10 protein-coding genes are annotated in these 12,331 nt (G+C 61.5%); 5 read left to right on the top strand and 5 right to left on the bottom strand.

Annotation, left to right across the window (positions count from 1 at the left end):
• Positions 1-129 precede the first annotated feature (129 nt).
• From AC1Q7H_RS12695 to AC1Q7H_RS12685, 3 genes are read right to left on the bottom strand one after another with little or no spacing between them, the layout of a single operon-like run.
• The gene (locus AC1Q7H_RS12695) at positions 130-909 is read right to left on the bottom strand and encodes a WecB/TagA/CpsF family glycosyltransferase (protein ID WP_492381362.1); all 780 of its coding nucleotides are present in this window, start codon (positions 907-909) and stop codon (positions 130-132) included.
• On the bottom strand, positions 906-2,000 hold the full coding sequence (locus AC1Q7H_RS12690; RefSeq protein ID WP_492381361.1) for a glycosyltransferase: 1,095 nt from the start codon (positions 1,998-2,000) through the stop codon (positions 906-908). The genes AC1Q7H_RS12695 and AC1Q7H_RS12690 overlap by 4 nt, the downstream gene beginning before the upstream one ends.
• A 37-nt stretch (positions 2,001-2,037) precedes the next feature.
• The gene (locus AC1Q7H_RS12685) at positions 2,038-3,417 is read right to left on the bottom strand and encodes an undecaprenyl-phosphate glucose phosphotransferase (protein WP_492381375.1); all 1,380 of its coding nucleotides are present in this window, start codon (positions 3,415-3,417) and stop codon (positions 2,038-2,040) included.
• Positions 3,418-3,963: 546 nt separating this feature from the next.
• On the opposite strand from AC1Q7H_RS12685, the gene AC1Q7H_RS12680 reads away from it, so the two are divergent.
• On the top strand, positions 3,964-4,782 hold the full coding sequence (locus AC1Q7H_RS12680) for a transcriptional regulator (RefSeq protein ID WP_492381360.1): 819 nt from the start codon (positions 3,964-3,966) through the stop codon (positions 4,780-4,782).
• A gap of 30 nt (positions 4,783-4,812) precedes the next feature.
• Here AC1Q7H_RS12680 and AC1Q7H_RS12675 read toward each other — a convergent pair whose 3' ends face one another.
• Entirely contained in the window at positions 4,813-5,760 is a 948-nt protein-coding gene (locus AC1Q7H_RS12675; RefSeq protein WP_492381359.1) for a helix-turn-helix domain-containing protein, read from the bottom strand.
• Between the two features lie 505 nt (positions 5,761-6,265).
• Here AC1Q7H_RS12675 and AC1Q7H_RS12670 point away from each other — a divergent pair.
• From AC1Q7H_RS12670 to AC1Q7H_RS12655, 4 genes are all read left to right on the top strand, one after another.
• A complete protein-coding gene (locus AC1Q7H_RS12670) occupies positions 6,266-7,066 on the top strand; it encodes a transcriptional regulator (protein ID WP_211982182.1) in 801 nt (266 codons plus the stop codon).
• Between the two features lie 296 nt (positions 7,067-7,362).
• Positions 7,363-9,060 (top strand): hypothetical protein, encoded by a 1,698-nt coding sequence (locus tag AC1Q7H_RS12665; protein ID WP_492381358.1) that lies wholly within the window; start codon positions 7,363-7,365, stop codon positions 9,058-9,060.
• A 166-nt stretch (positions 9,061-9,226) separates the two neighbouring features.
• Complete coding sequence (locus AC1Q7H_RS12660) at positions 9,227-10,348, top strand: hypothetical protein (RefSeq protein ID WP_492381357.1); 1,122 nt, start codon at positions 9,227-9,229, stop codon at positions 10,346-10,348.
• A gap of 79 nt (positions 10,349-10,427) precedes the next feature.
• Positions 10,428-10,715: a hypothetical protein gene (locus AC1Q7H_RS12655; RefSeq protein ID WP_492381356.1), complete on the top strand. Its 288-nt coding sequence runs from the start codon at positions 10,428-10,430 to the stop codon at positions 10,713-10,715.
• Positions 10,716-10,851: 136 nt separating this feature from the next.
• On the opposite strand, the gene galU is transcribed toward AC1Q7H_RS12655, so the two are convergent.
• On the bottom strand, positions 10,852-11,748 hold the full coding sequence (galU, locus tag AC1Q7H_RS12650; RefSeq protein ID WP_492381355.1) for a UTP--glucose-1-phosphate uridylyltransferase GalU: 897 nt from the start codon (positions 11,746-11,748) through the stop codon (positions 10,852-10,854).
• Between the last annotated feature and the right edge of the window lie 583 nt (positions 11,749-12,331).

The raw sequence follows: 12,331 nt of genomic DNA, 5'->3' as shown, positions 1-12,331 counted from the left end.
TAAGCGTCTGTCGGTAGATATCGGTTACACCGCTCGGCGATCCAGGTTGAGGGGGAGGTGGAATGACCTCAGCTTTCCCCTCCGAGGTTCGTCAACAAAGGTTGGACCAGCAACAGGTTACTTTAGTCTCTATGCCCTGCGGTGACGGCCAGCAACCACTTCCTTAATCACGAGCAGCGGGAAGACGACAGCACCATAGGCATACCGCTTGACCAATCTTCGTGGCTCAGACCCCATCCTATGCAGCCATTCCAAACCAGCCCGCTGCATCCATTTCGGTGACCGCCGCTTGGCGCCGGCTAGAAAATCGATGGTAGCGCCAACACACAGAGCCACTTTCACCGGGAGTTGGGCGGTGTGCTTTTTTATCCAGAGTTCTTGTTTTGGAGCACCTAGTCCCACGACGAGCAGTTCAGCACCGGATTGTGCAATCTTCGAGCAAATGGAAGCACACTCTTTCGGATCCTTTTCGAAACCAAAGGGAGGGCTATAAGTGCCCACCACGCGAATATTCCTCCACTTTCCTTCGATGTTGCGCGCGGCTAGCTCGGCCACGCCAGGCGCTGCACCAAGCAGAAAGACGGTGAGGTTGCGATGCCATATCGAGGAGACGTGCGCAAATAAATTTGGTACAAGGTCGCTTCCTGTTACCCTCTCGGGGAGACGAGTCCCCAGCAGCCTTGACGCAGCAACAACCGGCCAACCGTCGGCAAGTATCAGGCTGGCGGATTGGTATGCTTGAAGAAAATCCGCTGATTGTCCAAGCTTTACAATGTGATCAACGTTAGGCGTGACAACATACTCACAGCTACGTTTGTCCGATTGGAGTTTTTCCAGCACCTCTGCGACCGCGTCGGTTCTGTCAAGCGCATCTATCTCTATGCCAAATGCTTGCAGGCGCTTGGTCATTCGACGATTTCCCGGTAAATGGTTGCGACCTCTCGTGCCATTGCTATGTCCGAGTAGTGGGAGCGCTGTCTAGCTCGCCCGCACTCTGCGAGTTGGGCAAGCTGGGCGGGTGATTGGATGAGCTGTTCTATTGCTTCAGCAATTGCGCGAGGCTGATTGGGCTCGACAATAATTCCGGCGCCGTCTGGCTCTAAGACTTCCGGAATACCTTCTACCCTTGTGGCTACTACAGGCAGACCAAGGGCCATCGCTTCGATGACGACCATTGGTAGCCCCTCCCCGAACAGGCTGGGTAGGACGAACACATCCATCTTCTTGAATTCAGTAGCAACGTCGAGGGTAAATCCAGCCCAAGTAATAGCGTCATTAAGATTTAGCTTTGCCGTGATCTCGCGGATGTGCTTTTCATACTGGGTGGTTTCAAAAGCTCCTACCGCAAGGAGGCGCACAGATTGGCCCTTCTCTCGTAGCAAGGCTAAGGCTTGCAGCAACACCTCGAGCCCCTTACGCTGACGGAATAGGGCGACCGTACCGATCACCCATTCTGATGAGTTACCGTTCGGAATGGATTGATCGGCGATTGCGGGTACCCCATTGGGAACTACTGCTATCTGGTTCGACGAGAATCCGCAATCGCGAAGATACTGGCTCAAACTGTTGGATACGGCTATAAGCCTCACGGCTTTTGAGAGACTCCAGTTCTCCACTATCGCATTGATGAAGGTCCGAGCTCGGTTCTCGCTGTCGCGACGAGTAGGGCTATGAACGTGGTGAACCATGGGAATGCCCGCTTTGCTTGCTGCAAACCTTCCGATGAGTGCAGCGCGTGGCGTGTGAGTGTGGAGCAGTCGGTAGCCATGCTGCCTGATGATCGCGGCGACTTGGCCCGCCACAGACGCGTCGAATCTGGAGCGCATCGATACCTTATGAAGGGGCGTATCGACCGACCGCCGGCAATTTGGGAACAGTTCCGGCTTGAGACATGCGAATCCACATTCAACGCCGAACTCAGGCAGTCGCAATGCAAGGAGATCTTGAACTCTCTCGGCCCCTGAGTAGAACTCTCCGTTAATCAAATGCAATACTTTCATTGGACGCATAGTTTCCTGGCTAGGCTGCCGGATTTTTTCAGTACGCATTCCGCCCCGTCCACCCCTTGAACGCCGTCCAGAAAATAATCCTCACATCCATCCAGAACGACCAGTTCCGGATATAGAAGATGTCGTGCTCCACCCGCTTGGCCATCTTGTCCAGGGTGTCGGTCTCGCCGCGATAGCCGTTAATCTGGGCCCAGCCCGTGATCCCGGGCTTGACCCGGTGGCGCAGCATGTAGAAGTCCAACTGCTCCTTGTACATATTGTTATGCGCCATGGCATGCGGCCTCGGGCCAACCACGCTCATCTCGCCCCTGAGCACATTGATAAACTGCGGCAGCTCATCCAGGCTGGTGCGGCGCAGGAAGGCGCCGATCGGCGTGATACGGCTGTCGCCTTTGGTGGCTTGCGTGACGGTGCCATGCTCGGCGTGGACCTTCATGCTGCGGAACTTGTAGACGTGGATGACGCGGCCGTCCATGCCAAGGCGCTCCTGCTTGAAGAAGACTGGGCCCGGGGAGTCGCGCTTGATCAGGAGGCCAATGATCAGGAACAGCGGCGACAGGGCGATGAGGACGAGCGCGGCAAAGGCTCGGTCGAAGATGGCCTTGATCGTGCCCCGTACGCCGAGCGCGGGCGGTCTGTTCATTTCCACCGCGGGCATGCCGAGGAAGTTGCCGACGTTGTGGTTGAGCAAGTCGAAGTCGAGCACGCTCGGCATCCACTTGATGTCGATGAAGTCATTGCGCAGCGAGAAGTTGATCTCCTGCATCAGGCGGAACTCGCTCATCGGCAGGGTGAGCCAGATTTCGTCGATCTCATGCTCGCGCGCGAAATCGGCGATTTGGGCGCTGTCGGTGATGCGGCGGCGTCCTTCGGGCGTGGGCTCGCCTTCGGGGGCGTAGATGCCGCTGATCTTGAATCCGGTGGCGTGGCTGGCGGTCGCGCGGCGGTACATCTCCTGTCCGGTACGGCCATAGCCAACGATAAGCACGCGCTTGCTGTTGGCGCCGGTGACGCGCAACAGGTTGAGCACGACGCGGCTGGCCACGCGCAGGCCCAGCAGGCCGGCCAGCGAGAAGGCGTACCAGTAAACCATCCACAAGCGGGAGAGGGAGTCGGCCTGGTGCAGCAGGTAGGTCAGCAGAACGCTGATCAGCCAGACCAGGCTCCAGGCGGATAGCAAGCGTGTGGCGAGCGAGAACAGGCTGCGGCCACGCCATGAGCTGTAGAGGTCGAACCCGGGCAACACGATGAAGGCGATCGCGCAGCCGAAATACTGGACGAACAGGTGGATCGGCGCGTGCGCGCTGGCAAAGCGCACTTCGCTGGCCAGTATTGCCGCCACCCAGATAGCGCCGGCGTCGAGCAGGCGCACCATCAGCGCGAGCTGATCGTGATGCCTGGCAAACATATCGCGATAGACACCCATTGCTTCCCCCGAAGCGTTCGCGTAATGGGCGCTCAAGCGAGTGCCCATGCCCTTTTTTTCTCCTCCGAACTTGCCGGCCGTGCACAGTGGCGGCCAGGCTCGTCGCTGGCATGCATCTTGGTGTGCATGCTCTTGGCGCAGACAAAGCAGAGTCGTGCGGGACTGCCTTGCGGCAGTCGGTTCCATGGCGTGGCTGCGGTCAGCTAGTGACCGGCCACTGGCCGCATCCTTGAGTGCCGTCCCTGGAACTGCAACGCTCTCTTCCTGCCGGCGCGCTGGTGGCGCCGGTGTGCTTCGTGTTTCTGGTGCGAATAGTGCGGTGCAGCGTGACCCGTCGGTACCCTGCGTAAGAAGGGAAAGTGGGACGATGTTTGTGTGGCACCTTTAAGTCGCTCTCTTCCGTTTTGAGACATATGGTCAAGTGCGAGGCGCGGCCACAGCTAGAGTCTTGCGTCGGCATGGCGCGCAACGCGGTAGTGCCGATCTCAAGCCGGTGTCACGGCAATCTTCCGCAGGATGCAACAAGACATGAAAGGGAACGTTTTTACCCGCGATGAGCTGGACGCCTATTTTTCTTCCTTCGTGGGGATGGAGGGCGGCAATCCGGCGGCAGCGGTCTGGATTTGCGATCATGTACCTACCACGGTGGGCTTGCCGTTGGCGGCGCCGCTGGCTCCGCAGCGGGTGCCGAGCGCCTGGGACGCGCATTTTCGGGTCGCTCACGCACACGATATGGCAAGGTGGCAGACGCACCAGCGCATCGCGCGCATCATGTCGGCGGCGTGGGAAATGGTGTTGTTTGCCCGGCGCGATAGCTGCAGCTGGCAGCGCTATCTTTCCGAGTATCTCTACCGTGCGCGCGGGTGGGAATTCAAGCTGAGCCTGTTTCCGCTGCCGACTCGCGCGGACAACGGGCTGCCATGGAAGCGGCTGTATGGTCAGCAGCCCGAACTCAATCCCAAGGTCAACTACCTGTCACTGTGCCGCAACGGCGGACGCTTCCGCTTCATCGAGGCATTGCGCCGGCGCCAACAGCCCAAGGTGGTGATCTGCCTGGGCGAGCGTCACGAGGATGACTACCTGCACGCGTTTGGCATGTGCGGCCAGCCATACACCGAGCATGTCCTGAAGCCGGCTGACCAGGCACGGGTACTGCGCGTCTACCAGGACCAGGGCACGCGCCTGGTTATCTGCCCGGCGGTGGCCGGCGCTGCCGGCCTGGGATCGGACGTCCTGTTGAATGCAATGGGGCACTTCATCAGCCAGTGGCTGACGATCGCCGATTTCCAGATACGGCCAGAAGAGCCCGATCGACACCGACAGGAAGAGCCCGAAGCCTCGGTGTGACACCGTTTGGCCACTGCGGCTGCGGTGTCATCACGCGGCATGACGCTGCATCCATTGCTGATAATCCTTGCCCTGGACTGCGATCGCGGCTTGCCAGAAGGCACGGTTGCCGGCGTCAGTCGCGTAGGCCCGCAGGTCGCGCGGTGACATGCCGAGGGTGCGGCGGAATGCGCGCGTAAAGTCGGACGGGCTGTTGAAGCCCAGCCCGTAGGCGATGTCGTTGACAGCCAGGTGGGGGTAGCGCACCAGGTCCTGCGCGGCAGCCCGCAGACGGCTCTTGCGGATATAGGCTTGCACGCCGCCTTCGGGTTCGAACAAGCGGTAAAGGGTGGCTCGCGAGATTTCCAGCTTTGACAGCAGCCTGGTGGGCGACAGTCCGGCTTGGCCGGGATCGGCGTCTATCAGCCGACGGGCGCGTGCCAGTACGGCGCTGCGCACCGCGGCGCGAGTGCTGCCGTCCAGGCCCACGCCTCGCCGCAGGGCCCCGACCAGTAGCTCCACGCCGGTGTGCATGGCGTGCACGGTGGCCTCGGGTGTCATGGTTGGCAGATCCCGACTGAGTGCGACTGCGTGTGCAACGGCCAGTCGGCTCAGCGGTGTGTCGGTCTCCACGATACGTCCGTGCGCGGCCTCGGCTTCCATGAAAATGGCTTCCATCGTTATGCGCGGGACGAAGAATGAGAGCGCGCGTGTTGCCTCGCGCCGCATCTCAATCGGCTGCCCAAGGTCCGTCAGCAGAATACCTCCGTGGCGCGGCTGTGGATTGCGGCGCTCACCCACCACTACGCCGGCGCTGCCTTCGACGAAGACCTGTATCGCGTGATGCCGTGCCGAGTCAGTCGAGATACGCGCGAGGCTGCGTTGCAGCGTGACGCCGTCACAGCGGCAGTCCGTGAAAGACATGTCCGCGATCAGGTAGCGGTCGATGGCTGCGTGGAAGGGCGCAAGGAGGCTGTCGCGCGTGACCTTCAGGTCCATGACGTGCCCAACGCGTTGTCGCCACGCAAGTATCTGACCCCGGGCGGCCTGCGGTCCATCGGCACCTACCTCGAAGTGGCTGTGCGGCAAGCGTTCGGGTTCGGCGCCCGTGAACTGGGTAGCGTGGCGCGGTGAGGCTGGGACGTTTGACACTATCGATGACGCGAAGCTTGGTGACTGGTTACCGGCCGGTACAGAACAGAACATTGGCGCACGAGGGCAACTTTAACCCAAACGCACGACGTACGTGTGACATGCGGGCACGCTTGTAGATTGACTTGCTACGAGTTTATCGAGGCCTCGCGCGCGTGATTGCCGTGATATTGCGTTGAACGTTACCCCGCTTACGAAGGGAAACGAGATGACAACGTATCCCTCGAATGGGGGGAGAAAACACGCTGATTCGCGCGCAGAATCCGGCCGCTGCCTAGTTTGTGTGGTGCAACAAATCGCTGAGCGGGGGCTCAGCCTTTTGGCATCCTTTACTCACCCACGCGGTAGAGGCATGAAAACAGAACCGAATACAGTGTTTACGCGTGAACAGCTCGAAGAATATTTCGCGTCGTATGTAGGGATGGAAGGGGGAAATCCGGATGCGGCAGTATGGTTTTGTGACAGTTCACCGCATCCGAGAGCGGAGTCGATGGTGGCGCCGCTGGTTCCGCACGCGCAAGCCAGTGCGTGGGACGCTGCGTACCGCCACAAGCACCGCGCCCACATGGAGCGCTGGCAGTCGCACCAGAAGATTGCCAGGATCATGGCCGCAGCGCGCGCGCATTTCTTCAACACGCCCCTGGGCGAGCGGGACTGGAAGCATTACTTCGACCGTCATCTGTACGCGCCGCACGGCGCGGAGTTCAAGCTCAGCCTGTTTCCGCTGCCAGCGCGGCTGATTAACCAGACACCGTGGTCGACGGCATTCCGCGGCCAGCCGGAGCTTGTGCCCAGGCAGCGTTACCTCGAGCTTTGCCGCGATGGTCAGCGCTTCGCCTTCATTGACAGGATCCGCAGGCTCTGGAAGCCAAAGGTGGTGGTATGCCTGGGCGAGCGCCACACCGACGATTTCGTGCAGGCGTTCGCGCTCGGGAATGTGCGCGGCGCCGACCATATCCTGCAGCCCGCTGACTTGCCCAAGACCCTGCGCGTGCTGGAGCACGACGGCACCACGTGGATCATCTGCCCGGCACTGGCCGGCGCAGCGGGACTGACGTCTGACGTGTTGCTTGACGCAATGGGGCAATACATTGCCGGCTGGCTGGGACCGGGCGATTTTCCTGCGCTCTGCTCTGGTGCAGACGCCTGTTAGCGAGGCCGTAGTGAGTCACGGCGGGCGTGCGTCGGCGATGCTGCAGTGCGGCTTACGAGGCTGCGCGCAAGCAAAGGCTATCCCCCGCCAAGTAGGGGTGACACAGATTTGGGGATTTGTTTATCTGTGTGCTGGCGCGATCTGCAAGCTGCTGCAGCAAAAAACCGCTTGCGAGCCGAAGCGTGGCACGACAGGGCAGCGTAGGGCGCCGGAGACTGTGCGCGGCAGTATTCCGTCGCAGGATTTCCCCACCAATGTATCGACGTACCGAAGTATCGATCTCAGGAGAGAGAAGCGTGCAAACCAAAACCCGGAACATCTTCACCCTCGGCATCATGGCTGCCGCCGCGGCAACGCTTGTTGCCTGCGGTGGCGGCGACGATTCGCCGACGCCGTCCCAGCCTTCTGTCACCGTGAGCGGCAAGGCGGTGGACTTCTACCTGTCTGGCGCGACGGTCACCTTCCTCGATTGCAGCAACAAGACCACGACGACGAATGCAACCGGCGACTTCACCTTCCCTGCAGGTTGCGCCACGAGCGCGCTCAAGGTGACCGGCGGCACCGATATCGGTACTAACCAGCCGTTCACCGGGGTGCTGCAGGCACCGGCGGTGACATACAAGGAGGGCGTGACACCGGTGATCTCGCCGCTGACCACGCTGGTTGCGCAACTCGGCCCGACTCAGGCAGCTGCACTGGCGGCGAAGCTCGGCCTGGCAGGCAAGGACCTGGCCACGCTGGACCCGATGCAGGACGCAGCCACGCTCAGGGCGGCGGTCGTGGTACAGCAACTGGTCGACCAGGTCGCCAAGACGCTGACGGGCCTGGCCACGGGTGGCACGCTGACCGCCGAGGCTGCGGCCGCAGCGGCTGCCAAGGCGGTCGCCACCGCCGTGGCCGGCGCGTCGGGCACGGCTGACCTGGCCAGCAGCGCGCTGGTGACGAGCGTGGTGTCGGGCGCTGTGCAGAACGCCCAGAGCGGCCTGCCCGCGAGCCTGCAGTCGAACATTGCCGCCGTGGCAGCCAACGTGGCCGCACTGACCGCCCCGCTGATCACGAGCCAGGTGTCGAGCGTGAGCACAGCGCTGGACGACATCGCGCTGAGCAGCAGCCCGGCCGAAACGTTGTCGAAGCTGAAGGCGAGCGGGTCGATCAACGTCGTGACCGAGAGCGCACAGACCACGACGACCACGGCGCTGGTCAAGGCTATAACGCCGGCCGCGCTGACCGATGCGTCGAACGCGACCAAGCTGGCTGCACTCGGCGACGCCGTGTCGACCGGCAATACCACCGAGATCCAGCAGGCATCCGCGGACCTGGGCAGCGCGGTGAACAGCACCGCGATCAACGAGGTGGCGAACGCAGTCAAGCTGACCAACTACGTCCTGCTGTCCAACCTGACGATCAACGGCCAGGCTTACCCGATCACCGACTCGATCTCGGTCACGGGCGGCACGCTGAGCTCGATCAAGGTCGCGCTGACGCAGAATGGTGATGCCTTTAATGGCGGCCCGTCGCAAGTGCGCGCTGGCCTGAGCTATACCTACGGCGGCAACCAGGTCGACGTTATCATCGAGAACGTGACGCTGACGTTCAACGGATCGCAACTGGTGGATGTGGTGGTGCCGGCCAACACGACTTATTCGTTCGAGATCAGCGGCAACGTGTCGGCTGCCGCAAGCCTGACCAATGGCGTCGCGGACAACCTGTTCGACAGCGCCAACGGCGGTTCGCTGAACCTGCCGTTCACGGTGTTCCTTGGCAAGCTCAAGTCTGCCGGCGCGCTGAGCCAGGCGCAGGTTGACGCCCTCACGCCGAAGTCGCCCAGCACGTTCCCCGTGACGTTTGCGCTGACAGGTATTAGCGGCAAGGACGTGAAGCTGGGTGCGCTGGTGGACGGCAGCGTGGAGAACGCCAAGACGGCGTCGGTGAGGACTGACGCGGCCAAGGTGACCGGCGACGGCCTCAAGACTACGGTTACGCTCAACCCGTGACCGGCGCGTAGTGCTGCCTTCCGCCAGGATGGGGAAGGCTATGCCCCCGGTCATCCGGACGCATGCCTCAGGGCAGTGCCACGGGTGGCCGGGTTCTTTTGTGTCTGCGTCGAGTCCCTGGGGACGCGCCATGAATGAGGCTTGCCCCGCGGCCTCGGAGTTTTCTATGCAGCTGTTTCGCAAGCGCCGGCTGGAGCAAGCCTGCGCGCTGATGCTGGGCCTGTCGTGCGCGGGCGCGGCCAGCGCCGCGCCGGACGATGTATTCATGCTGGCCGAGCCCGCCACGGGCGAGTTCACCTCGGTGCGGGTGGAGGCCAGCTACGACATGGTCAATCGCACTGTGGATGTCTTCAACCTGCGCGGGCGGCAGGGCCCCGTGTCGGACAACGCCGGCGACTATCGCGGTGGCAAGCTGATGCTGGGCTACAAGTTCTCGCCGTACTGGTCGGGGTCGGCCACCTACTGGCGCCGCGGTATCGATTACGGACAAGACCATAACCAGATCGACAGCTGGATGTTGGCCATGCACTACGACCCGCTGGCAGAGCCTGGCGCGCGCGATCGCATCATGGTGCGCTTCTCGCTATGGGGAGACCACTCCGGCAGCCTGAACCGCTCGACGCCGGTCACGGTTCGCAACACGACCTTCAACAGCCTGACGGTGAACAACGCGAATGACGTCCAGGGCCAGGCCGACGTCATCTTCTCGGGCGAGCTGACCGAGCGCAACCAGCTCACGGGTTTCGTCGGGCTCGGGATCAGCCGTGTGACCATCGGGAACCTCAATGCCGGGCTGCAGCGGGGCAATTGCAATTTCAACGTCGCCATCGGCTCTGACAATATCGCCAACGGCGCGCTGGCCGCACCGTGCCGCGCTGGCAATGCCACCCTCCAGTCGGCCTCGTTCGCAGTCGACGCCAGCCAGTTCGGGATCAATTTCAACGACGATTTCAACTACACGGCCGGCTACCTGAACCTGGGCGGCTCATGGCGCTGGAAGTACGAGAACTTCGCCGCGCGGCTGGGCTACCAGTTCCAATACCTGCTGCGTAGCAATGTCGATGACCGCGCGAAAACCTATGGCTACTCGCCGATTCGCTCGAACCATACGCTGGGGCTGGAGCTATCGTATGCGGTAGTGAAGAACGTGGAGGTGTTCCTGCGCGGCCAGGCGTCGCTGTACAACTTCGTTGGCACCATTCCGTTTCTCTATAACGCCACGACCGCTGGCAAGCTGGACCGGTACTACGGCTACGGCTCGATCGGCATTCGCTTCTCCGGGTTCTGAAATCGAGATCCAGACTCGGTCCTTCTCATTCAACAGACATAGAATGGCTTGGAGGCGCGTGTAGCGTGGCCAAGTAGTAGTGTTGATTCCTGATTATCACCAAGCCAATTTCGCTATGTCGCAATACACCCAGCTTGCAGTTCGAGCCTTGGGCATCGGTACGCTCATCGTTACCGTGGCCGTAGTCTTCCGGCAAGCATATCTGCGCGTTGCCACCGAGGCCGGCATTGCCAGCCCAGCAGAGGCGCCCAGGGCAACGAAGTTGAAGCAATGCGAGGCTATGCACAGCCGCCTGAAGAGTCGCCATGTTTCCGAAGAAGCTGCAGAAGCAGACCGGGATCCGCGCGCCCTTTGTATCGAATCGTGACTGTAAGGGGGCTGGCATCGCCGCACAGCGACGCTTGCAGTCTTGTTTGTGAACCGCCGTATGCGGAGCCGCACGGACGGTGGAGAGAGGGGTGAGGGGGTGCCCCCCTCACCAAACTGAATGGCAGGCAGCTTCGTCAGGCAACCACGCTGTCAGCCTGATGATGGTCACCCTGCCCCAGGTAGCGGCGGAAGTCGGGGCCGACTTCCGGGTGCTTCAGCGCATACTCGACAGTGGCCTTCAAGTAGCCCAGCTTGTTGCCGCAGTCGTAGCGCGTGCCCTGGTAACGGTAGGCCAGCACCTGCTCCTGGCCGAGCAGTGACTGGATGGCGTCGGTGAGCTGGAACTCGCCTCCGGCACCCGGCTTGAGCTGCCGCAGGTGGTCGAAGATGCGCGGCGTCAGGATATAGCGGCCGACCACGCCCAGGTTGGAGGGTGCATCTTGCGGCGCGGGCTTTTCCACGATGCCGGACATCTTGATGACGCCCTCGTCCCATTCGCGTCCGTCGACTACGCCATAGGAGCGGCTCTGCTCCGGCGCGATCTCTTCCACTCCCAGCACCGAGCAGTTGTAGTGGTTGTAGATGTCGACCATCTGCTTCATCACCGGCGGATTGCCGTCGATCAGGTCATCGGCCAGCATGATGGCAAAAGGCGCGTCGCCGACAAGTTTGGCTGCGCACAGCACCGCGTGGCCCAGGCCCAGTGCTTCGGGCTGGCGCACATAGAAGCACTCGACGTTGGCCGGCTTGATAGAACGGACCGCGTCCAGCAGCGCCTGCTTGTTCTTGGCCTCGAGCTCCACTTCCAGTTCGTAGGCCTTGTCGAAATGGTCCTCGATGGCGCGCTTGGAGCGGCCCGTGACAAAGATCATCTCGGTAATGCCGGCGGCCATGGCTTCTTCCACGGCGTACTGGATCAGTGGCTTGTCGACGACAGGCAGCATTTCCTTGGGGCTCGCCTTGGTGGCGGGGAGGAAGCGGGTGCCCAGTCCCGCGACGGGGAAGACGGCCTTGGTAACGCGGTTGTCCATATCCTGTGTTCCTTCTGAATGTTTAGTGGTTCAATCAGCTGCTTCCACAACTCGTTATCAATGATCGGCTTTGCCATTACCCTGATCCGTCGTTACGCTGGCTCAGCCAACAACTTCTGCCTGCGGCGCGCAGTTACGACCGATGCGGCAGCATGCACGCTCCAGCCACGTCGCGCGACGTAGCAGTTCGATGCCAGCCCGGTGGCATTTCGCATCGAGCAGTTGTCGGAATTTTGCATAAGGCAGGCTCGAAAGCATGCGGGGGCGATTTGGGCTGGCCTATCCCGGCGCCTTCTTCCTGGCGCTGAAGTCCAGGTCCTCCGCACCAGCGGCTTCCCCTTCGCCAAGGCCTTCGGGGGGCTTTCCCTTTCAAGAATACGTGCGCACAACCTTGCTCTTGAGCGGCCATGGTCGCGCGGCGAGTATCCAGATACAGATCAGCGGCCCAAGAATCGGGATCAAGGAAAGATAGGCATATAGCGCGCTGAATCGCGCAGACCTGAACACGATGCGGAATGGAACGAACCATGCCGCCTCGAAGGCGACGAACGCTAGCAAATAGAGCATCGCGGCTTACCGGTGA

This window comes from Cupriavidus sp. GW823-FHT06D04 (assembly GCF_058795055.1).
Note: the sequence above shows the minus strand (reverse complement) of the source record. Positions and strands in the feature narration are given on the sequence as shown.

Coding starts and splice junctions, on each gene's coding strand:
- AC1Q7H_RS12695 (WP_492381362.1), bottom strand. CDS start 909: ATGACCAAGCGCCTGCAAGCATTTGGCATAGAGATAGATGCGCTTGAC.
- AC1Q7H_RS12680 (WP_492381360.1), top strand. CDS start 3,964: ATGAAAGGGAACGTTTTTACCCGCGATGAGCTGGACGCCTATTTTTCT.
- AC1Q7H_RS12660 (WP_492381357.1), top strand. CDS start 9,227: ATGCAGCTGTTTCGCAAGCGCCGGCTGGAGCAAGCCTGCGCGCTGATG.
- AC1Q7H_RS12675 (WP_492381359.1), bottom strand. CDS start 5,760: ATGGACCTGAAGGTCACGCGCGACAGCCTCCTTGCGCCCTTCCACGCA.
- AC1Q7H_RS12670 (WP_211982182.1), top strand. CDS start 6,266: ATGAAAACAGAACCGAATACAGTGTTTACGCGTGAACAGCTCGAAGAA.
- AC1Q7H_RS12690 (WP_492381361.1), bottom strand. CDS start 2,000: ATGAAAGTATTGCATTTGATTAACGGAGAGTTCTACTCAGGGGCCGAG.
- galU (WP_492381355.1), bottom strand. CDS start 11,748: ATGGACAACCGCGTTACCAAGGCCGTCTTCCCCGTCGCGGGACTGGGC.
- AC1Q7H_RS12685 (WP_492381375.1), bottom strand. CDS start 3,417: ATGTTTGCCAGGCATCACGATCAGCTCGCGCTGATGGTGCGCCTGCTC.